The sequence below is a fragment of the Arthrobacter bambusae genome (genome assembly GCF_022606295.1).
Taxonomy (GTDB): Bacteria; Actinomycetota; Actinomycetes; order Actinomycetales; family Micrococcaceae; genus Arthrobacter; species Arthrobacter bambusae_A.
Window position 1 is genome coordinate 138302 of record NZ_JAHHZS010000004.1, and the last position, 18701, is coordinate 157002.

General features: G+C 62.6%; 19 protein-coding genes and 2 tRNA genes. 9 read left to right on the plus strand and 12 right to left on the minus strand.

The features are described 5' to 3' along the window. The first annotated feature begins 159 nt into the window (after nt 1–159). The 7 genes from gyrB to KNN17_RS04320 all read left to right on the plus strand — a co-directional run bounded on the left by gyrB (nt 160) and on the right by KNN17_RS04320 (nt 7216). Entirely contained in the window at nt 160–2235 is a 2076-nt protein-coding gene (gyrB, locus tag KNN17_RS04290) for a DNA topoisomerase (ATP-hydrolyzing) subunit B (RefSeq protein WP_078107063.1), read from the plus strand. A 62-nt stretch (nt 2236–2297) separates the two neighbouring features. Next, a complete protein-coding gene (gyrA, locus tag KNN17_RS04295; protein WP_241707638.1) occupies nt 2298–5039 on the plus strand; it encodes a DNA gyrase subunit A in 2742 nt (913 codons plus the stop codon). Then, nucleotides 5036–5731, plus strand: a complete 696-nt coding sequence (locus tag KNN17_RS04300) for a DUF3566 domain-containing protein (RefSeq protein WP_078107061.1) — start codon at nt 5036–5038, stop codon at nt 5729–5731. The genes gyrA and KNN17_RS04300 overlap by 4 nt, the downstream gene beginning before the upstream one ends. A gap of 113 nt (nt 5732–5844) precedes the next feature. Then, a tRNA-Ile gene (locus KNN17_RS04305) sits at nt 5845–5918 on the plus strand. A gap of 57 nt (nt 5919–5975) precedes the next feature. Continuing rightward, nucleotides 5976–6092, plus strand: a complete 117-nt coding sequence (locus KNN17_RS04310) for a DLW-39 family protein (RefSeq protein ID WP_216353810.1) — start codon at nt 5976–5978, stop codon at nt 6090–6092. 72 nt (nt 6093–6164) lie between these two features. Next, nucleotides 6165–6240 (plus strand) — tRNA-Ala (locus KNN17_RS04315). 67 nt (nt 6241–6307) lie between these two features. Further along, entirely contained in the window at nt 6308–7216 is a 909-nt protein-coding gene (locus KNN17_RS04320; RefSeq protein WP_241707639.1) for a DMT family transporter, read from the plus strand. Nucleotides 7217–7220: 4 nt separating this feature from the next. Here KNN17_RS04320 and KNN17_RS04325 read toward each other — a convergent pair whose 3' ends face one another. Both KNN17_RS04325 and KNN17_RS04330 read right to left on the minus strand, forming a co-directional pair. Beyond that, a complete protein-coding gene (locus KNN17_RS04325; RefSeq protein WP_241707640.1) occupies nt 7221–8105 on the minus strand; it encodes a glycosyltransferase in 885 nt (294 codons plus the stop codon). Between the two features lie 122 nt (nt 8106–8227). Next, on the minus strand, nt 8228–9211 hold the full coding sequence (locus tag KNN17_RS04330; RefSeq protein WP_241707641.1) for a hypothetical protein: 984 nt from the start codon (nt 9209–9211) through the stop codon (nt 8228–8230). Nucleotides 9212–9364: 153 nt separating this feature from the next. Between KNN17_RS04330 and KNN17_RS04335 the strand changes: the two genes are divergently transcribed. Further along, nucleotides 9365–9907: a peptidylprolyl isomerase gene (locus tag KNN17_RS04335; protein ID WP_078107051.1), complete on the plus strand. Its 543-nt coding sequence runs from the start codon at nt 9365–9367 to the stop codon at nt 9905–9907. 21 nt (nt 9908–9928) lie between these two features. Beyond that, a complete protein-coding gene (locus KNN17_RS04340) occupies nt 9929–10798 on the plus strand; it encodes a rhomboid family intramembrane serine protease (RefSeq protein ID WP_241707642.1) in 870 nt (289 codons plus the stop codon). Between the two features lie 18 nt (nt 10799–10816). On the opposite strand, the gene KNN17_RS04345 is transcribed toward KNN17_RS04340, so the two are convergent. The 10 genes from KNN17_RS04345 to KNN17_RS04390 all read right to left on the minus strand — a co-directional run bounded on the left by KNN17_RS04345 (nt 10817) and on the right by KNN17_RS04390 (nt 18683). Continuing rightward, the gene (locus KNN17_RS04345; RefSeq protein WP_241707643.1) at nt 10817–11287 is read right to left on the minus strand and encodes an SRPBCC family protein; all 471 of its coding nucleotides are present in this window, start codon (nt 11285–11287) and stop codon (nt 10817–10819) included. After that, complete coding sequence (locus tag KNN17_RS04350; RefSeq protein ID WP_241707644.1) at nt 11262–11666, minus strand: ArsR/SmtB family transcription factor; 405 nt, start codon at nt 11664–11666, stop codon at nt 11262–11264. The genes KNN17_RS04345 and KNN17_RS04350 overlap by 26 nt, the downstream gene beginning before the upstream one ends. 738 nt (nt 11667–12404) lie before the next feature. Further along, a complete protein-coding gene (locus KNN17_RS04355; RefSeq protein WP_078107047.1) occupies nt 12405–13760 on the minus strand; it encodes an FtsW/RodA/SpoVE family cell cycle protein in 1356 nt (451 codons plus the stop codon). Between the two features lie 141 nt (nt 13761–13901). Further along, entirely contained in the window at nt 13902–14981 is a 1080-nt protein-coding gene (locus KNN17_RS04360; protein WP_241707645.1) for a cation diffusion facilitator family transporter, read from the minus strand. Continuing rightward, nucleotides 14978–15340: an ArsR/SmtB family transcription factor gene (locus tag KNN17_RS04365; RefSeq protein WP_078107045.1), complete on the minus strand. Its 363-nt coding sequence runs from the start codon at nt 15338–15340 to the stop codon at nt 14978–14980. Before KNN17_RS04365 ends, KNN17_RS04360 begins: the two co-directional genes overlap by 4 nt. Before the next feature lie 359 nt (nt 15341–15699). Continuing rightward, nucleotides 15700–16302, minus strand: coding sequence for a DNA-3-methyladenine glycosylase I (locus KNN17_RS04370; RefSeq protein WP_241707646.1), 603 nt, complete (start codon nt 16300–16302; stop codon nt 15700–15702). A 56-nt stretch (nt 16303–16358) separates the two neighbouring features. Then, nucleotides 16359–17054 carry an alpha-ketoglutarate-dependent dioxygenase AlkB family protein gene (locus KNN17_RS04375; RefSeq protein ID WP_241707647.1) on the minus strand — a complete coding sequence of 232 codons (696 nt, stop codon included), beginning with the start codon at nt 17052–17054 and terminating at the stop codon, nt 16359–16361. Next, entirely contained in the window at nt 17051–17671 is a 621-nt protein-coding gene (locus KNN17_RS04380) for a methylated-DNA--[protein]-cysteine S-methyltransferase (protein WP_241707648.1), read from the minus strand. Before KNN17_RS04380 ends, KNN17_RS04375 begins: the two co-directional genes overlap by 4 nt. After that, a complete protein-coding gene (locus tag KNN17_RS04385; protein WP_241707649.1) occupies nt 17668–18174 on the minus strand; it encodes an RNA polymerase sigma factor in 507 nt (168 codons plus the stop codon). The genes KNN17_RS04380 and KNN17_RS04385 overlap by 4 nt, the downstream gene beginning before the upstream one ends. After that, nucleotides 18174–18683, minus strand: coding sequence for a methylated-DNA--[protein]-cysteine S-methyltransferase (locus KNN17_RS04390; RefSeq protein WP_241707650.1), 510 nt, complete (start codon nt 18681–18683; stop codon nt 18174–18176). Before KNN17_RS04390 ends, KNN17_RS04385 begins: the two co-directional genes overlap by 1 nt. Nucleotides 18684–18701: the final 18 nt, after the last annotated feature.

Here is an 18701-nt window from a genome sequence, read left to right on the forward strand (position 1 = left end):
GCACTTGTAACAGCGGATCTGCCAATCGCGAAGTAGCCGGCGTTAGCAGTGACGTCCCTGTTGGCGGCTGCCGTGTCCCTGTGGTGTGTCCTGACGGACGTGCTTCCTTGGTGCGGTGACGGCCGGCGACCATCGAACACGGAGGAGTCGAAAGCGCCTGTGGCTAACGACAATGCAGAGACCTTGGCAGTAGAGCCCGCGAAGGAGAACGCCCACAAGCCTGACACACCCTCGGGGTCCAAGGAATACGGTGCGAGCGACATCACCGTCCTTGAAGGTCTCGAAGCGGTGCGCAAGCGCCCGGGCATGTACATCGGATCCACGGGCCCGCGCGGCCTCCACCACTTGGTGTATGAAGTGGTGGACAACTCGGTGGACGAGGCTCTTGCGGGGTACTGCAGCCACATTGAAGTGACCCTCCAGGCCGACGGCGGCGTGAAAGTGGTGGACGACGGCCGCGGCATCCCGGTGGATATGCACCCCACGGAAAAGAAGCCCACCGTCGAAGTTGTCATGACCATCCTGCACGCGGGCGGCAAGTTCGGCGGCAGCGGCTATGCGGTGTCCGGCGGCCTCCACGGCGTCGGTATTTCCGTCGTCAACGCACTGTCGCGCAGGGTCGACACCGAGGTGCGTCGCCAGGGCCACGTTTGGCGAATGAGTTTCGCCGACGGCGGCAAGCCACAAGGCGGACTCGTCCAGGGCGAAGCAACGGAGCAGACCGGAACGTCCCAGACGTTCTATCCGGACGGCACCATCTTCGAGAGCACCGAATTCGATTTCGAAACCCTCCGCGCACGGTTCCAGCAGATGGCCTTCCTCAACAAGGGGCTGCGCATCACCCTCACGGACGAGCGTCCTGTCGCGGGAGCAGGCGACGATGACCTGGATCTCGACGCTGTTGCCACCGACGGCGAAGTCGCGGCAGAACACCGCACGGTGGTTTACCAGTACAACGACGGTCTCCTCGACTACGTAAAACACCTGAACTCGAACAAGAAGGTGGACGTCGTCCACGAGGACGTCATCGCCTTCGAAACCGAAGACACTGAGCGGCACATCGCCGTCGAGGTCGCGATGCAGTGGACCACGGCATATTCCGAGAGCGTCCACACCTACGCCAACACGATCAACACGCACGAGGGCGGAACCCACGAAGAAGGCTTCCGCGCCGCGATGACGTCGCTCATCAACCGCTACGCGCGCGAGAAGACGATCATCAAGGAAAAGGATGACAACCTCACCGGTGACGACATCCGCGAAGGCCTCACCGCCGTTATCTCGGTGAAGTTGTCCGAACCCCAGTTCGAGGGCCAGACCAAGACCAAACTGGGTAACTCCGAGGTCAAGGGCTTCGTCCAACGGGTGGTCACCGACCAGCTCGGCGACTGGCTGGAACGCAACCCCGGTCCGGCCCGTGACGTCATCCGCAAGGCTGTCCAGGCCGCCCAAGCCCGCATGGCCGCCCGGAAGGCTCGCGACAACGCGCGCCGCAAGAGCCCGCTGGAATCCTTCGGTATGCCGGGCAAGCTGTCCGACTGCTCTTCGAAGGACCCCTCGCGCTGCGAGGTCTACCTCGTGGAGGGTGACTCCGCCGGCGGTTCGGCCAAGCGTGGCCGGAACCCCGAGACCCAGGCGATCCTGCCGCTGCGCGGCAAGATCCTGAACGTGGAGCGCGCACGGCTGGACAAGGCCCTCGGCAACAATGAAGTCCAGTCCATGATCACGGCTTTCGGAACCGGGATCGGCGAGGACTTCGACATCTCCAAGCTGCGGTACCACAAGATCGTCCTCATGGCCGATGCCGACGTGGACGGCCAGCACATCACCACGCTGCTGATGACGCTGTTGTTCCGCTACATGCGTCCGCTGATTGAGAACGGGTACGTCTACCTGGCCCAGCCGCCGCTGTACCGCATCAAGTGGTCGAACGCCCCCCACGACTACGTCTACAGCGACCGTGAGCGTGACGCCAAGCTGGTTTCCGGCCAGGCCGCCGGCCGCCGTATCCCGAAGGACAACGGCATCCAGCGCTACAAGGGCCTCGGTGAAATGGACTACACCGAACTCTGGGACACCACCATGGACCCGGACCACCGCACGCTCCTGCAAGTCACCATGGACGATGCCTTGGCAGCGGACCAGACCTTCTCCGTACTGATGGGTGAAGACGTGGAATCGCGCCGGAACTTCATTCAGCAGAACGCCAAGGACGTCAGGTTCCTGGATATCTAGAGACTTCAAAGCCCTAGAAATATTCCAGTACTGACATATACCTGAAACGGAAATCATAGACTATGAGTGAAGAAACACCTGAGGTTCCCGCTGAATCGGCCGGCATTCCGGAACCCGTTCTCGAGGGCGATGTACTGACGGACCGCGTAGACCAGGTGGACCTGCAGACGGAAATGCAGCGTTCCTATCTGGACTATGCCATGGCCGTCATCGTCGGCCGCGCGCTCCCGGATGTCCGCGACGGCCTGAAGCCCGTCCACCGCCGCGTGCTGTACGCGATGTTCGACGGCGGCTACCGCCCGGACCGCTCGTTCAACAAGTGCGCCCGCGTGGTGGGCGAGGTTATGGGCCAGTACCACCCGCACGGTGACACCGCGATCTACGATGCCCTGGTCCGCCTCATCCAGGACTGGACGATGCGCTATCCGCTGGCCCTGGGCCAAGGCAACTTCGGTTCCCCGGGCAACGACGGCGCCGCGGCCCCGAGATACACCGAGACAAAAATGGCCCAGCTGGCCATGGAAATGGTCCGCGACATCGACGAGGAAACCGTCGATTTCCAGGACAACTACGACGGCAAGAACCAGGAACCCACCATCCTGCCGGCGCGTTTCCCCAACCTGCTGGTCAACGGTTCCTCCGGCATCGCCGTGGGCATGGCGACCAACATTCCGCCCCACAACCTCCGCGAAGTCGCCGACGGTGTGCAGTGGTACCTGGCCAACCCGACTGCAAGCCGTGAAGAGCTGCTCGAAGCGTTGCTCGTGCGCATCAAGGGCCCGGACTTCCCGACCGGTGCAACCATCCTCGGCCACAAGGGCATCGAGGACGCGTACCGGACGGGCCGGGGCTCCATCACCATGCGCGCTGTGGTCAACGTCGAGGAACTCCAGGGCCGCACATGCCTGGTGGTCACCGAATTGCCGTACCAGGCAAACCCGGACAACCTGGCCATCAAGATCGCCGAACTGGTCAAGGACGGCAAGATCCAAGGCATCGCGGACCTCCGCGACGAGACGTCCGGCCGTACCGGCCAGCGGCTCGTGATCGTACTCAAGCGCGACGCCGTGGCCAAGGTGGTGCTCAACAACCTCTACAAGCACACTCAGCTGCAGGACAATTTCGGTGCCAACATGCTGGCAATCGTCGACGGCGTACCCCGCACGCTGAGCCTGGACGCCTTCATCCGGCACTGGGTGGCCCACCAGATGAGCGTCATTGTCCGGCGGACCCGCTACCGCCTGCGCAAGGCCGAGGAAGAGGCGCACATCCTGCGCGCACTTCTCAAGGCGTTGGACATGCTGGACGAGGTCATTGCGCTCATCCGGGCCTCCAACACCACCGAGGCCGCCCGCGACGGCCTGATGGGACTGCTGGAGATCGATGAGCTCCAGGCCCGCGCCATCCTTGACATGCAGCTCCGCCGGCTCGCCGCGTTGGAACGCCAGAAGATCCAGGACAGGCATGCCGAGCTTGAAGCCATGATCACGGAGTTCAACTCGATCTTGGCTTCCGAGCAGCGCCAGCGCGACATCATCAGCCAGGAATTGGCTGAGATTGTGGCCAAGCACGGAGACGACCGCCGGACCCACATCCTCATGGGCTTCGACGGTGACATGTCCATGGAAGACCTCATCCCCGAGGAAGAAGTGGTGGTCACCATCACCCGCGGCGGCTACGTCAAGCGCACCCGCAGCGACAACTATCGTTCGCAGCAGCGAGGCGGCAAGGGGGTCAAAGGCGCCCAGCTTCGCGGCGACGACGTCGTGGAACACTTCTTCGTCACGACCACGCACCACTGGTTGCTGTTCTTCACCAACCTGGGCCGGGTCTACCGGGCCAAGGCGTACGAGCTGGCGGAGGCCGGCCGGGACGCCAAGGGACAGCACGTGGCAAACCTGTTGGCCTTCCAGCCGGACGAGCACATCGCCCAGGTCCTTGATTTGCGCGATTATGAGCAAGCCCCGTACCTGGTGCTCGCCACCAAGAACGGCCTGGTGAAGAAGACGCGTTTGGAAGACTACGACACCAACCGCACGGCCGGCGTCATCGCCATCAACCTGCGGGATGAGGACGAGCTCGTCTCGGCGCAGCTCGTGTCCGAAACGGACGATCTCCTCCTGGTTTCCCGCAAGGGCCAGTCGATCCGCTTCACGGCCACCGACGAGGCATTGCGTCCCATGGGGCGCGCCACCTCGGGCGTGACCGGAATGAAGTTCCGTGAAGACGACGAATTGCTCGCGGCCGACGTCGTCCAGGACGGCTCGTTCGTCTTCGTGGTGACTGAAGGCGGATACGCCAAGCGCACCGCCGTCGAGGAGTATCGTCTCCAGGGCCGTGGCGGGCTGGGCATCAAAGTGGCCAAGCTTCAGGAAGAACGCGGCGACCTTGTCGGTGCGCTGATCGTCAATGAAGAAGACGAAGTCCTGGTGGTCATGGAGGGTGGCAAGATTGTCCGCTCCGCGGTGGCAGGGGTTCCTGCCAAGGGCCGTGACACCATGGGCGTCATCTTCGCGAAGCCTGACAAGAACGACCGCATCATCGAGGTGGCCCGCAACAGCGAACGCGGCCTTGATGTCGAGGAGTCCGACGACGAACACGGCCAGGGCGCGGACGATGCCTCAGCCGTCAATAGCGTCGAAAATCCCTCCGGAGGAACGTCCGGGGCGGACGATGACGTAACGTTGGCTGCAAACGGCGGCGCCGATCAGGCGACCGCAACGGCCGAATCGGGATCGGCCGCAGGATCCGGTAATGGGTCCGGCGTCGAGCTGAACGAACACAATACCGGAGGTAACGAGTGAGCAATTCGGACTCATATCCCAAGCCGAGTACGGGTGTCCCTGGAGGATTGCGGCAGCCGTCGGCGACTCCGCGGGTAGACGCACCGGCCCGTCCCCAGCAGCGCCCTGCGGCATCCACGCCGGGTGCGGCAGGAACCGGCGCGGAAAGGGTCCCGGGCCAACGTCCTGCGGTTCCCGGCCAGCGCCCGGCCGTTCCGGGACAGCGTCCTGCGGGAACACAGCGCCCGGCAGGGCAGCGTCCCGCCGCGCCCGGCCAGAGGCCCGTGCAGGGCCAGCAGCGTCCCGCCTCGGGAGCTCCCGGGCTCGTTAAGCCGGCACCCAAGGCCAAGGTCCGCCGCGCCCGCCTGCTCGTGAGCAAGGTTGATCCGTGGTCTGTCCTGAAAATGGCGTTCCTGCTGTCCGTTGCCTTGGGCATCGTGACGGTGATCGCAGCAGTCGTGCTTTGGACCGTTCTGGACCTGACCGGCATTTTCAACCAGGTGGACAGCCTTCTGGGCACCCTGGCGGGCTCGGAAAGCGGTGGCTTCGAACTCAAGAAGGTCGCATCGCTGGGACAGGTGGCTTCCTTTGCCACCATCATTGCCGTAGTGAATGTCGTGCTGCTGACTGCCCTGTCGATGCTGAGCGCCGTGCTTTATAACATTGCCGCAACACTCGTTGGCGGCATCGGCGTGACCCTCACCGACGACTAGCCCAAACGCTCGGAAATTGGGGGAAACTGCTGGAAAACAGTGGTGAAAATACCTCGATTTGAGATCGGGCCGGGATGTGCTGTAAAGTCATGTCTCGGCCCGAAGAGGTATCGGGGCGTATAGCTCAGGCGGTTAGAGCGCTTCGCTGATAACGAAGAGGTCCCAGGTTCAAGTCCTGGTACGCCCACGGAACCTGCACAGGTTTTGCTAAAGGTTCGGGAAACCGAGTCGGAACGGGGTGCGTGTGAAGAAGTTGCTGGTAGTTGCAGCTGCGGTCGCAGGCGTCCTGCTCTACAAAAAAGTGCAGGAATCCGAAGCCCGGAAAACGGTCTGGAGCAAGGCAACCGATACGGTTGAGTAGCGAAGGCACCCGGTCTGGAGATGATCAAAACCATCGATGGAACTAGGGTAGTATGGACGGGTTGCTTCTTATGGGGGCATGGCGCAATTGGTAGCGCACCTGCTTTGCAAGCAGGGGGTTCGGGGTTCGAGTCCCCGTGCCTCCACCATAAGAAAGAGTCCCGGTCAGAAATGACCGGGACTCTTTGCGTTAAGCCGCCCCACTAAGGTTGAATTGTGAACTTCATCGTTGCTGCTTTGGGTGTGCTTGGCGTCGCATCATCCGGACCCCTCATCGCCGGAACGCTTGGGGCGACCTCCGTCACGGCACTGGCCATCGCTTTCTGGCGCAACGCAATCGCCGCCGTCGTCATGGCCTCGCCGGTCCTGATCCGCGAGCCCCGACAATTCCGCAAGATCACCCGCCGCGAGTTCACGTGGTCCGCCGTCGCGGCAGTGGCGCTGGCTTTCCATTTCGCTTGCTTCATCACTGCGCTGGAGCTCACGTCAGTCGCGGCCGCCACCGCCTTGGTGTGCCTGCAGTCGGCGTGGATCGCCGTTTTCCAGCTCCTCCGCGGGACGAGGCACCGTTGGCCGGTCCTGGTGGGGCTTGGCATCGCGTTAGGCGGCGTCGCCGCCATCACGGGCTTCGACATGGGGACTTCACCGAAGGCCCTCCTTGGCGACATCCTCGCTCTCGCCGGTGGCGCCTTGGCCGGGCTGTACACCTTGGCCGGAGGCAAAGCCCGGCAGAGCATGGGCATCGGAACGTACACGACGCTCTGCTACGGGATCTGCGCCGCCATTGTCGCGGTGCTGGCCCTCATGGGCGGCCAGCGGCTCGTGGGGTTCGACGCCGGAGGCTGGCTGGGGATCGTGGCCATCACTGTGTGCGCACAGCTGGTGGGCCACACCGCCTTCAACCATCTCCTGGCCACCCTGAGCCCGCTGCTGGTTTCCATGATCATCCTGCTGGAGATCCCGGGGGCGGCGCTTCTCGCTGCGGTCTTCCTGCACGAGACCCTGCCGGCCGGTACCTATGCGGGGCTAGCCCTGATCCTGGGTGGTCTCGCCGTCGTCGTCGCTGGTCAGCGGCGCGGCAAGGGTGACGTTGACGGAAAAATCGCCGAGCTCGGCACTGACTGAGCGGCTACAGGCCGCCGCGGCGGACGCTTTGGCTCGCGTTGGCCGCGTGGATGGCCCGGAGCAGCTTGGCCGGGAAGTAGACCGAGAAGAACACCACCATGGGGGCCTTGAGCGCCATCTTCTTGACGTTGTGGGCCTTGTAGGTCCTGTCGAAGCGGGTCACGTAATAGCGGTAGTCGCGCGGTGAATCCTCGAGCCTGCGGGCGGACATGCCCGAGACCATCTGCGGCCAGTACTGGACCCTGAGATCGTGGTCGGCAAGGTGCAGGGAAAGATCGATGTCCTCATGCATCTCGTCTTTCTCGTCCAGGCAGGTTTCGTCCCGGATGGTTTCCCAGGCGGAACGGCGAAGCGCCATGTTGGATCCGAAAAGGAAATGATATTGGTGCTTCGCGAGCCGGAGCATGAGCTGGCGCATTTTGTCGTCGGCTTTGAGCCCGAAGCGGCGCATGGGCATGTCGTAGTAGACCACGGGACCGGTTGCAGCCTGCGCCGAGGGGTCGGCGAAGGCCTTTTGGACCTGCTCCACCCAGTCAGGTTCCAGGACGGAGTCGGCGTCGATCCGGCCGAGGACATCCGACGTGGCGCTGTTGAGGCCAAAGTTGCGGGTGGGAATGAGTCCCTGGGCCTTGTCCTGGCTCAACAGGATAATGGGGCTCTCAGGGTATTCCTGTTGCATCTGCTGGACGATCTGAGCGGTGCGGTCTGTGGACCTGTTGTCCACGACGATGATCTCATCCGCAGGTACCGACTGGTAGATGGCCGCGATCAAGCATTGCCGTATGACGCTTTCCTCGTTGTACGCCGGGATGATGATTGAAACGCTCGGCTTCACGGGTGCGACGGCTGCGTTGGTGGCTGCATCTACGAAAGATCTATCGGCTGGCATCTCCATAAATCTAACATCAGGCCGGTATCCCTTGAGGAAGTCTCCGGTGACAAGTGGCCAAACAATTGAAGGGATCCCGGCTAACCGGAATCCCTTCAACGCGGCGCGAATCCGGCTTTCGCCTAGGCCTCGTGTTTGCCTGCATCGTCAGAGGCCTCGTGGTCCTTGTCCGCCTCGTCCTTGTGAAGGCTGGCGGCGATGTTCTTTACCGCCGTCTTGGCGTCGATTGCCACGTTCGCTGCGGTGTCCGTGGCGTCCTCGACGACGTGTTTTGCCTTCTCGGCTACAGTTTCGCTCTTGTCGGCTACGTCGAGCCTCACGTCGTCAACCTTGTCGGCTACCTTGCCGGCGGCTTCGTTGGCCTTCTCAGCCACTTTCTCGGCTACAGCCGCGGCCGGCACCGGCGAGGGTGTTACGACCGGGACCGGGGTCTTCCATGGGTCCTCTACAGGACGGCTGGCCCTCCACGCCGCAATGCCGGCCGCTGCAGCCGCTGCTACAACCGTGAAGATCAGGAAGCCCCGCTTTTTGGGTTTCCGGGTCTTGGCGAGCTCTTTCGAGACTGTTTTGGATGCTTCCTCGGCCGCGGCTTTCAGCTGGGCGCCTGTGGCTTGTGCTTGCTCCTGCAGATTGTGAACCACTCCCGAGTCCACCAGCCTCTGGGCCACGGCGTCCACCTGAGCGGGTGCATTCTCAAGGGCTTGGTGGACAACCCCGGAGGCTTGCCCGAGCTGTTCCGAGAGCTTGGGCAGGTATTCCTCAACAACTTTGTCCCGGGCGTGGCTGAGTGCCGGGGTTGCCTTGTTAAGGGCTTCCTGGATCTTGGGTGAGGCATCCTCGACGACGTCATGGATCCTCGGTGCGAGGTTCGCCAGGCCTTCCTGGAGCCTAGGGGTGACGGTCGCAACGCCGTCGGCGAGGTTGTACGCAGCTGACTTCAGGCCTTCCTGAAGCTTCGGCGAAGCGGTGTCGATTCCGTGCTGGATGCGGGGAACCGCCCAGTTCACAGCTGCCTCGACGCGCGGTGTCGCCCAGTCCTTGGCATTTTCGACACCATTCACGACGGTGTGTTCAAGTTCGCGGGCAATCCGGTCCGATTTCTTCACAACTACCTCCCGATCAACATGCTCGTTTGTTGTTAGCCTACGTCGCTTGATCGGCACCGGCTATTCATCCAGCGGATTCATGGAAGATTTCACCGAGCGCGGAACCGCCTTCCTGGCCGCACCGGCGTTGACCCTGCATGGAAGAATGGCGATATGACCATCGCAACCGCACAAGCAACTTTCCACACGAGCCTCGGTGACATCGTGGTTGACCTCTTCGGCAACCACGCGCCCAAGACGGTCGCCAACTTCGTTGGCCTGGCCACAGGCGAAAAGTCCTGGACCCACCCGGAAACGGGCGAAGACAAGACCGGTACCCCCCTGTACAACGGCACCATTTTCCACCGCATCATCAAAGACTTCATGATCCAGGGCGGCGATCCCCTCGGCCGCGGCATCGGCGGACCGGGCTACAAGTTCGACGACGAGATCCACCCGGAACTCAACTTCAACGCCCCTTACAAGCTGGCCATGGCCAACGCCGGTGTCCAGATGGGCAAGGGCACCAACGGCTCCCAGTTCTTCATCACCACGGTCAACACCGACTGGCTTTTCGGCAAGCACTCGATCTTCGGCGAGGTGGCTGACGAAGAGTCCAAGAAGGTTGTAGACGCCATCGAGGCTGTCCGCACCGGCATGGGCGACCGTCCTGTTGAGGATGTCGTCATCAACAGCATTGACATCGTCCAGCTCTGATCCCCGGAGTTTGAGCAGCATATGAGTTACGGAATCCCGGCGGCAGAGCCGTCAGCAGACATTCCGGTGTGCCCCAGGCACCCGGACAGGCCTTCCTACGTGCGGTGCCAGCGTTGCGGGCGTCCTGCATGCCCCGAATGCCAGCGGGCGGCCGCCGTCGGGTTCCAATGCATTGACTGTGTCAATGAAATGAAGCGTTCGACGCCGGCAGTGCGTTCCGCCTATGGCGGCGCCGTCGCGACCGGGCGTCCTTTGGTGACGTACGTACTCATCGGGTTGTGTGCCTTGGTGTACGTGCTGCAATGGCTGATTCCCGGCGGTGTCGTGGAGGGCCAGCTCGTTTTCGCCTCCGCCTATGCCTCTCCCCAATATGGGGCCTTCGAACCATGGCGGATGCTGACGAGCGCTTTCGTCCACTCACAAGGTTTCGTCCTGCACATCGTGCTCAACATGTACATGCTCTGGATCTTCGGCCAGGTGCTGGAGCCCGTTCTGGGGCGCATTCGCTTCCTCGCCGTCTACGTGCTCTCCGCCGTTGGTGGTTCCGTTGGCTTCATGCTGCTGACGCCGGTCTTCCCTGTAACCCCCGTTGAAGGTGCGTCAGGCGCGATCTTCGGCCTCTTTGGCGCACTCCTCGTGATCCAAAGCCGGCGCGGCGGAGACACCCGGCAGTTGTGGATCCTTATCGTCATCAACGGGGTGATTGGCTTCGTCGTCCCGGGAATCGCCTGGCAGGCCCACTTGGGCGGCCTGATCACGGGCGGCCTGTGTGCCGCCGTCATCGCCTTTGCTCCGCGTGGACCGCGCCAGGCGCTGTTGCAAACTGCCGGCATGGCACTGGTGGCCGGAATTCTTGTCCTGGCTACCGTCCTTGGGGCCACCGCGGGCTGACAGCTCTTTACGCTTTTCTTACCCTAGGAGCGCCGCCAAGCGGTCCATCGACTCCTTGATGCCCGCATCCATGCCGCTGGCCACTGCCATGTCACGGGCCTCCACCGAGGGAAACACGGAGCGCTGCACAACGCGTGTGCGGCCCCCAAGGTCTTCAAACCGGGTGGTATCCAAGGTGACTTGCCCCGGGGCGCCGTCGAATTCGAAGGTCTGGATGATCCGCAACGGTTCCTGGACCTCGTGGAAGACCCCGCGGAAGCCGAACTCGTTGCCTTGCCCGTCCAGGTGCGTGTAGCGGTAGCTGCCGCCCGTCCGCGCGTCGTACGCCTCCAGGCGCATTTCCAGGCGACGCGGACCCAACCATTTGACCACCAGTTCGGGATCCGTGAAAGCCTGGAACACTCGATCCGGGGCGGCATCGAAGTCGCGGCTCGTGTCGATGAACGGCGTGCCCGCCGCGACGTCAATGATTGTTGTGTTGGTGCTCATTGTCCTTCTCCTTTTCCGGATTGTCCTTTTGGGCTGTGCTGGCCAGTAGTTCGTCCAACCGGGCGAAACGTTCCTCTGCCTGGAGACGGTAGTTCTCAATCCACCCGGCCAAAGGTCCCAGCGCCGCGGTGTTCAGGTGACAGGGACGGCGCTGCGCTTCCCTGCTCCTCGTGATGAGCCCTGCGCCCTCTAGCACTTGAAGGTGCTTGGAGATGGCTTGGAGGGTGACGGTGAAGGGCTGGGCGATCTCACTGACAGTGGCATCGCCCAGGGCCAACCGCGCCAGGATCTTGCGCCGGACAGGATCGGCGAGGGCCATGAATGCCCTGTTGAGCTGGTCTTCAGGATCCAGCACGGCTGTGCCGATCGTGTCCGGCATGCGTCTCCCCTGTCTGGCTCCAGTCCCAAGCCTTGCGGAATTCCGAATCTTGACAGTACTCAATCAGATGGTTTATCAACTAAGTGATTGAATATCGCCAGCTTATGTCTGTGCGTTCAGGCGCGTCAATACCCCCTCGGATATGTTTTCCACAGCTGTTATCCACAGTGTGCGTAACTTACAACCGTGTAGTTCAACGGTGGATGGACCTTCCGCGCCTAGATAGCAGGGGCAGCGGGTCTCTCTGGGAATTAACGTCCACATCTGTGGATAACTTTTGGCCACACGCTTGTGGGTATGTGGATAAGAATCGCGTTTTTCGACGGTGTGTGGACAACCTCACCGTCAGGAGCCGTAAGAGAGCGGTATCAACAGAGTTATCAACATTGTTAATAACTCACATCGCTGTAGTTCGTTGTCCTTCCTGGACCTTGAAGCCCGCCGTTCTGGGAGTTTTCCACTTTGTAGGCACAGTTTTTCCCCAACTGTGGATAACTTGTGGGTAGTTGCCTGTTGTTAAGTGTGTAACTGGCGCGGGGACGGCCAGGATGGTCAATCGCTACGTAGCTTTGATGCCATGCTGCCTGACGTCGGGAGCGGGCACAGAAGCGGGTGCGCGCCGCAGAAGCGGGTGCGCAGGCAGGCCGATACCGCCCTCTGAGAGAGGCCCTATTGTGAGGCGATACGGTCGAGCGTACGAACGAAGGGGGTAGCGGGAGCCTGAAGGTCGGACCGGCGTCAGACCGGGACGTGTTCGGTCTGGGAAGCGACCGTCTGGGGCCTGCGGGCAGCGTCACTGATCCGCAACAACAAAGCCACGATGATCCAGTTGGCAAGGAGGGAGGACCCGCCCGCGGAGAGGAACGGCGTCGTGAGTCCAGTGAGGGGAATAAGGCGCGTGACGCCGCCGATAATGATGAAGCACTGAAGAGCCATGGAGAAGGCCAGCCCACAGGCAAGGAGCTTTCCGAACGCATCCCGGATGCCCAGGGCGGCCCGGAATCCCCTCGTGAAAAGCAGCAAATAGAGGAGGACGATCGCGAACAGCCCGATCAGGCCGAGTTCTTCGCCAAGGGAAGCGATGATCATGTCGCTGTTCGCGAAAGGCACAAGGTCCGGGCTTCCAAGTCCGAGGCCTTTTCCGATCAGGCCGCCGTCGGCCATTCCGAAGAGGCCCTGGACAATCTGGGCGCTGCCTCCGGGGAAGCGGGTGAAAACCTGGGGGTCGAAGGCATTGATCCAGGCGTCGATGCGCAAGCCGACATGGGAAAAGATCTTTGCCGCGGCGTATCCGCCCAAAAGCATGAGCACGACGCCGAGGACGAGCCAGCTGGCCCGGCTCGTGGCAACGTAGATCATCACGATGAACAGGCCGAACAGCAGTATGGACATGCCGAGATCGTGCTGGAAGACCAGTACGCCAACGCTCGCTGCCCAGGCAGTGATCATCGGCCCGGTGTCCTTGATTCTGGGGAACTGCAAGCGCCCGAATTTCCTACCGGCCAACAGGATCAAGTCCCGGTTGGAGGACAAGTAGCCCGCGAAGAAGATTGCGAGCGTAATCTTCACGATCTCGCCGGGTTGGAACTGCAGGGAACCAAGGCGAATCCAGACATTCGCGCCGTTGATGTCTCCCGCGGAAATGCCCGGGACAAGCGGAAGAATGAGGAGCGCGGCGCTGACAGCGAGTGCGATGAACGTGTACCGGCGCAGGATTCTGTGATCCTTCAAGAGCCACAGCACGGCGGCCGCGACCAGCACCGAGACGATCGTCCACGTCAGCTGGTTGCCCCCCGCATTAGTGCCGTTTGACGCATCGAGGCGTCGGATCATGGCGATGCCGAGGCCGTTCAAAGCGACAACGATCGGGAGTATCACCGGATCCGCATATCTGGCCTTGAAACGCAGGACGACGTGGAAGATTCCGGCCAGCGCCGTCAGGGCACCCGCCTGAAGCCAGAATCCAACGTCAAGGGCTTCCTTCTTGTCCACGCTGGTCATTGCGAGGGCACCGATGCCGACGCCAAGTGCCAGCACCAACAGCACCATTTCCACGTTTCGGCGAGGCTTCGCCGGAATCGCTTGCTGGCTCATGGGCATCTTCTTTCGTGGATCTCGGACTGCCGGGCGGGTCCGGTCAGTGGCCCAAGATCGGGTAAGTGGCTCACAACATAAGGTTCAGTGGGCCATCATAGCCGCAGCGGCTGGGCAGCGGTTGGGAACAGGACCCGTCGATCAGCGGCCAGCTTCGGTAACGGCCTGTATCGCCATGTCGTCGAGCTTCGGAAGCGCGTGCTCAAGCCGATGCCTGGCCTCGCTGACCGTCTTCTCCACCGCTGACAGGGAAGCGTCGGCAACGACGATGGTGGCGGCACCCTGCAGGCGATGGCCGACCCAACGTAGTTGGAGCCGCGGCACGGAGAGTACGCCCGGTGCCCTGTCCAAGGCCGCCTGGGCGGTATCGAGAAGTTCGGGTTCTATGCCGTCCATCAGGCGTCGCCCGATGCTGCGTACCGTACCCCAGAGCAGGACGATGATGGCTGCTGAAATCAGCAGGCCGACAATCGGATCCGCCAGCGGGAAGCCGAGCAGCACGCCGCCGGCGCCAATCACCACTGCGAGGGAGGTGAATCCGTCAATGCGCGCGTGCACGCCGTCGGCGACCAGTGCAGCGGATCCGATCTGCCGGCCCACCCTGATCCTGTAGACGGCCACGATCTCATTGCCCGCAAAGCCAATGAGCCCGGCCGCAAGGACCCACCACAGATTGTGCAGGGGCTGCGGATGGAAGAGGCGATCGATGGATTGCCATGCGGCGACCACCGCCGAAAGCGCTACGACGCCGACAATGAACAATCCGGCAAGGTCCTCCGCCCGCCCGTATCCATAGTTGTATCGGCGGGTTGCTGCGCGGCGTCCCAGAATGAACGCGATCCAGAGTGGCACTGCGGTGAGTGCGTCCGAAAAGTTGTGGATGGTGTCGGCCAGCAACGCGACAGAGCCGCTGATAAGGACCACAAGGAACTGCAGGACCGTGGTGCCAAGGAGTATGAAGAGGCTGATCTTCAGCGCCCGAACGCCCTGTGTGCTGGACTCAAGCGCATCGTCGATGGAATCGGCGGAATCGTGGGTATGCGGGACAAAGAGCTCATACAGCCACCCCTTGAGACCCTTGTGATGCTTGTGGGAGTGTCCGTCGTGGTCGTGGTCGTGGTCGTGGTCGTGGTCGTGGTCGTGGTCGTGCACGTCGTGCTCATGCACGTCGTGCTCATGCACGTCGTGCTCGTGATGACCGACTTGCTGGTGGCCGCTCATGCCGATTCCTGTTCTACGCGGTGGTGTGCAGGGGTGCCGCCCAAGGCGTGTTCCGCCTGGAATATTGCATCCGCAACCAACTGGCGGGCGTGCTCATTCTCCAGGCGGTACATGACCCTGGTCCCGTCCTGCCGCGTGGAGACCATTCTGGCCAAGCGCATTTTGGCAAGGTGCTGCGACACTGCCGCGGGGGACTTCCCTAGAAGGTCGGCCAGCGCTCCGACGGCCATTTCACCGTCCCGCAGCGCGAGGACGATCCGGACCCTCGTGGCGTCAGCCAGCATCGCGAACACTTCGACGGCCAATTCAACGTATTGGCTGTCGACTCCGAGCGAGCAGGCACTCTTATCTGCATTCATACGCAAATTCTTTCACATATTCCGGCCACACCCACATTTGAGGACCCGGGACAAGGACCCTGGACAAGGACCCGGGACAAGGACCCGGGACGCGGACCCGGGACAGCGAACCGGAGCCAGCGAGCCGCAGCGACCGGCGGGGCGCGAAATGAAGTTCTCAATGCCTCGGGAGTGAACTCTCAATGAACCCGCGGACACTATCCACAGGCTTGTGCACACTGGGTAAAACCACGGATCAAGGAGGACGGGTCCGGTCATCGCCCGAATGCGGGGATCTTGGCCTCATGTACGTGGATGTCCACATGAATTGTCCACAGCTGTGGATAAAGTTACGCACTTCTGTGGAAAGAAGGCGGGAATCAGAGCCAGACTCCTGAGCTGCCGCGGCGATGGCTGTCGAGCAAATGGGTGTCGATCATGCCGATCGCCTCCATCAGTGCGTACATCGTGGTGGGCCCCACGAAAGCGAAGCCCTTCTTGCGCAGGGCCTTGGAGAGCGCAATCGATTCCGGCGATTGGCTGGCGACGTCGGCAAACGTCCGCGGTTCCGGCGTCGACTCCGGTTGGAAGGACCACACGAAGTCCACCAAGCCGCCCTCGCTCCGCAAGCCGATCGTCGCCTTGGCGTTGGTGATGGCCGCACGGATCTTGAGGCGGTTGCGCACAATTCCCGAATCCTGCATCAGCCGTTCGACGTCCGCCTCCGTGAAGGCCGCGACGCTTTCAGGGTGGAAGTCCATGAAAGCGGACCGGAACGCGTCGCGCTTGCGCAAGATGGTGGCCCAGGACAGTCCCGCCTGGAAACCCTCGAGGCTGATGCGTTCGTACAGTCCCCGTTCATCCCGTACGGGCATTCCCCACTCGTGGTCGTAGTACTCGCGCATGAGCGGGTCGACGGAAGCCCAGGGCGGACGAGCAAGGCCGTCGTCGCCGATGATGGTGCCGTTCTCGGCCGGGGTCATAGGTAATCCTCCACAGGAAGACGGGTAGAAGCTGTTGTTGCCATTGTGCCCCGGCCCTACGACATTCCCGTGACGCGCATGGTGATGTTGATCCGTCCCTTCGGCAATCCGCAACCTTCCGGCGCCGTTCCGGGGAGCACTTTGGTGACTCCGTGGTATGCAAAACGGGACGCTTCGCCGAACACGAAGAGGTCGCCTGAGGAGAGCACGACGTCGGCATACGGCTTGGTGCGCGTCTCCGTGTTTCCGAAGCGGAAGACGCAGCTGTCCCCGATGCTGAGCGACACCACCGGGGCCCGCGACTTTTCGTCCTTGTCCTGGTGCATTCCCATTTTGGCCGCCTCGTCGTAGAAATTCACGAGCGCAGTGTCCGGCGTGTAGCTTGCGGCTTCTGCGGCGTCACCGTAGGCCTCGAACAGTGCCTTGCGACCCAGGCGCACCATCCAATCAGGAAGGTCGAGGACCCGGCGCCCGTTGACGTCAAAGGCCTCGCGTGTGTATCTATAGGGTTGCCAGTGCCAGCCGAGGCAGACCGTCCGGACGGACATCGGGTGCCCACCGGGAAGCACCGCGGCACGCAAGGGGACGGGACCCTGCGTCCACTCCTCGAAACGGGCCGCTATCCACTGTTGCTGCTCAAGGCTCAGCCAGCCCGGAACGTGCACCGCGCCGGGCGCGATCTCCCGTGGACCGGCGTCGGGCGCGTCCGGCAACTCAAGCGGAAACAGCGGTTCCGTCCATCCCGAAGTCATGCCGCCTCGAGAGCCAGCAGGGCGCGTTTGGCTTCCGCACCGCCGAGGTAGTTCCCGAACGATCCATCGGACTTCACCACCCGGTGGCACGGAACAATCACCGGCAGCGGGTTGGTGGCGCAAGCGGTCCCGACGGCACGAACGGCCCGCGGGCTGCCGGCAGCCAAGGCCACTTGCGCGTAGCTTTCCGTGTGGCCGTAGGCGATCTGCGGCAAATGTTCCAGGACGCTCAGTCGGAAGCCGCGCGAAAGGCTGAAATCCAAGGGCAGGTCGAACCGGTGCCGGGTGCCCGCGAAGTATTCGTCCAGCTCGCGGGCGGCCGGATCCAGCCGGCTCGCTGAGAAGAGGATCCGCGGACTGAGCTTTTCCGCGAGGCGCTGCAGCACGGCGTCGTGGTCTTCCACTTCGAAGGCCACGCGCACCATGCCGCGTTCCGTGGCTGCGAGCAGCAGTTTGCCGATCGGCGAATCCACGGTGCGGTAGGCAATGTCGAGGGTGTCCTGTTCGGCGGCCGCCGCTGCGAGGCGGTCGTGGAGCCGCTGCATGAGGCCCGGTTCCACGGACTCGAGGGGTGCGAGGAGCGCGGAGACGTCCGGTTCGTCATGATGGATGGTCATGGGGTTTCTTCTTTCACGTAGCTCTCGGAGCTATCAACGAGAATGGTGCGCAGCGCCTTGACGCCGTCGGCTCCCGCTCGACGCGCGGCGTCGGGGGTTCCGCCTAGAAGCCCGGCGACGTCCTTGTAGGGGAGCCCGGCGAGGTAGTGGTAGGCCACCGCTTGGCGCTGCTTCGGGGGGAGCTGCCCGACGGCGTCGAGCACCTCCCGATGACCGTCACCGGGGATGCCGAGTCCGGATGGTCGCACAGGAAGTTCATCCACGGGAAGCGGCTGGCGGTTCCTGGCGCGGACGATGTCGATGGATTTGCGGTGGGCGATGGTGACGAGCCAAGCCTGCACGTTGGCGCCCGCGGGAAGTTCGGGGTAGGCCTTCAAAGCGGAGAGGAAAGTCTCCGACCAGCCGTCCTCGGCGTCGTGGGCGCCCAGAACCGCGCGGCACACGCGAAGAACCGTGGGTCCGTGTTCCCGGACGACAAGTTCGAACGGCTTCTTGGGCTCCATTAGAAGAGCTTGCTTTCCTTCGCCGAGGCCGGTTCTTCGAGGTCCAGGAGGAAGCGCTTGTTGTCGAGGCCGCCGGCGTATCCGGTGAGCCTCCCGTCGCGCCCCACAACCCGGTGGCAAGGGATGATGATGCTGAGTGGATTGCGGCCAACCGCCGAACCGACGGCTTGCGAAAGATTGCGGTCGCCCAGTTCGGTGGCCAATTCTCCATAGCTGACGGTTTCGCCATACGGAATGTGTTCCAGCCTGGCCCATACCCGCTGCTGGAACGGATTCCCTGAAACCTGGAAAGGGACGTCGAACACCGTTCGCTCGCCAGACAGGTATTCGCCGAGTTCACGCGCAGCTTGCTGGAACACGGGATCCTCGGCGGATACGGCTTCCCCGAAGAATTCCGACGGCGGCATATGCCAATGGCCCTCGAAGAAAATACCGGTCAGCGACTCGTCCCGGGCGGTCAGCGTGAGCTGACCCAGTGGGGAATCAATGGTGGTGTGCCTGATGGTCATGCCTAGTAGACGCGGCAG

Bases quoted from the DNA above. Each gene is read 5' to 3' on its own strand.
- gyrA (WP_241707638.1), top strand. From the start codon at position 2,298: ATGAGTGAAGAAACACCTGAGGTTCCCGCTGAATCGGCCGGCATTCCG.
- KNN17_RS04325 (WP_241707640.1), bottom strand. From the start codon at position 8,105: ATGCCAGCCGATAGATCTTTCGTAGATGCAGCCACCAACGCAGCCGTC.
- KNN17_RS04335 (WP_078107051.1), top strand. From the start codon at position 9,365: ATGACCATCGCAACCGCACAAGCAACTTTCCACACGAGCCTCGGTGAC.
- KNN17_RS04340 (WP_241707642.1), top strand. From the start codon at position 9,929: ATGAGTTACGGAATCCCGGCGGCAGAGCCGTCAGCAGACATTCCGGTG.
- KNN17_RS04345 (WP_241707643.1), bottom strand. From the start codon at position 11,287: ATGAGCACCAACACAACAATCATTGACGTCGCGGCGGGCACGCCGTTC.
- KNN17_RS04350 (WP_241707644.1), bottom strand. From the start codon at position 11,666: ATGCCGGACACGATCGGCACAGCCGTGCTGGATCCTGAAGACCAGCTC.
- KNN17_RS04355 (WP_078107047.1), bottom strand. From the start codon at position 13,760: ATGAGCCAGCAAGCGATTCCGGCGAAGCCTCGCCGAAACGTGGAAATG.
- KNN17_RS04360 (WP_241707645.1), bottom strand. From the start codon at position 14,981: ATGAGCGGCCACCAGCAAGTCGGTCATCACGAGCACGACGTGCATGAG.
- KNN17_RS04365 (WP_078107045.1), bottom strand. From the start codon at position 15,340: ATGAATGCAGATAAGAGTGCCTGCTCGCTCGGAGTCGACAGCCAATAC.
- KNN17_RS04370 (WP_241707646.1), bottom strand. From the start codon at position 16,302: ATGACCCCGGCCGAGAACGGCACCATCATCGGCGACGACGGCCTTGCT.
- KNN17_RS04375 (WP_241707647.1), bottom strand. From the start codon at position 17,054: ATGACTTCGGGATGGACGGAACCGCTGTTTCCGCTTGAGTTGCCGGAC.
- KNN17_RS04380 (WP_241707648.1), bottom strand. From the start codon at position 17,671: ATGACCATCCATCATGACGAACCGGACGTCTCCGCGCTCCTCGCACCC.
- KNN17_RS04385 (WP_241707649.1), bottom strand. From the start codon at position 18,174: ATGGAGCCCAAGAAGCCGTTCGAACTTGTCGTCCGGGAACACGGACCC.
- KNN17_RS04390 (WP_241707650.1), bottom strand. From the start codon at position 18,683: ATGACCATCAGGCACACCACCATTGATTCCCCACTGGGTCAGCTCACG.